Annotated in this window: 2 protein-coding genes; both read right to left on the reverse strand. The window is 62.8% G+C overall.

The window, feature by feature from the left end:
• Positions 1–252: 252 nt before the first annotated feature.
• Complete coding sequence (locus tag EN781_RS32730; protein WP_126059199.1) at positions 253–711, reverse strand: DOPA 4,5-dioxygenase family protein; 459 nt, start codon at positions 709–711, stop codon at positions 253–255.
• 146 nt (positions 712–857) lie between these two features.
• Positions 858–1,259, reverse strand: a 402-nt coding sequence (locus EN781_RS32735) for a DMT family transporter (protein WP_145965797.1), incomplete at its 5' end; no start/stop codon positions are given.

Genomic DNA, 1,259 nt, shown 5'->3' on the forward strand with positions numbered 1-1,259 from the left:
GGGTATATTGAGACCGGCGAAGCAGTCTAAAGAAATTCCAGAAAGCGCAGCGGCTTTTCGTCCGGAATTGCGTCAAGACAAATGCGCAAAACGGGTCGGCGATTCCGCCAAGAGCTGCAAGGCTGTAGCCAAGCGTGCTACGATTGCGCCTGCTGCGTCTTGATGATGCGACGTCGCCAGCTTAAGCGCCAAGCCAACCAGCCCGGCGATCCTGTTCAACCAGGACCTGCCCTCTGTCGGACTGACGCCGCCCTAGGCCCCCAGCGTCGGCTCCGTATTCACCTCCAGTGCCTCCTCCGCCTCATCTTCGTCCCCAAGCACCTCGCCGTTCACACCCAGCGGCCGGCCGATCCAGATCGGGTCGATCAGATGGTCGCGCTTGGGGTTGGTGGTGTTGGGGTGGATGAGAATGCTCAGGCCGCCGTGGTTCAACATCAGCCATGGCACCAGCGTAGCGAAGAGCGCGTTGGCGAACGAGACCTGGTACATCGCCTGCTGATGCGGGCCGACCGGCTCGTCGCGCCAGTTGCCGAGGCGCACGCGGAAACGTTCTGCGATGCGAAGCCGCAGCCATTCGGCATGCTGCCGCTCAGGCTGCCCGGCGTAGTAGATATGGGCGTGATAGCTGGCGATCTCCGCGAGTGTTCTTGGACTGGCTTTTTCGTTCACCGGATGCTCCCCTTCGATTGATGTCGCGCCCCATCGCCGCATCATATCGATGACGCAGGGATTGTGGAATCTCCGGCCGCTCGAAGGGTCGCAAATGGCGGCGCCCGCTCCGTCTCGGCTTCGCCGAGCCAGCCCGCTCCCGAAGGGGCCAGGAGCCTAAGCTTATCGAAGCGCAATTGCGGACGGCTTCATGCTTTTCCCGGGATGGGCTTGACCACCGTGGCGAGCACGATGCCGGCCACGATGAAGGCAGCACCAACCAGGTCGTAGTCATGCAGGTTCTCGCCGAGCAGCAGATAGGCCAGTATCGCGACGAACACCGTCTGCAGGTAGAGCAGCATGCTCGCGCGGCTGGCGCCGAGCGTCTCCACGCTTCGGTTGTAGAGATAGTACATCAGCGCGCCGCCCGGACCCGCCAGATAGGCGAGCGCGAGCAGGCCGTTGATGGTCATTGCCGAGCGTTCGTCGTTGAACAGTTCCCACAGATGGAAGGGCAGGGCGACCAGCGCGCCGGCGCCAAGCAGCAGAACCACCAGCGGTAGCAGCTCGAGGCCGAATTTGGAACGGCGCAGCAGCACGGTGTAGAGACC

Origin of the sequence: Mesorhizobium sp. M4A.F.Ca.ET.090.04.2.1 (assembly GCF_003999085.1) — a bacterium.
Taxonomy (GTDB): domain Bacteria; phylum Pseudomonadota; class Alphaproteobacteria; order Rhizobiales; family Rhizobiaceae; genus Mesorhizobium.

Excerpts from the sequence above, each read along its gene's own strand:
- EN781_RS32730 (WP_126059199.1), bottom strand. The coding sequence starts at position 711 with ATGCGGCGATGGGGCGCGACATCAATCGAAGGGGAGCATCCGGTGAAC.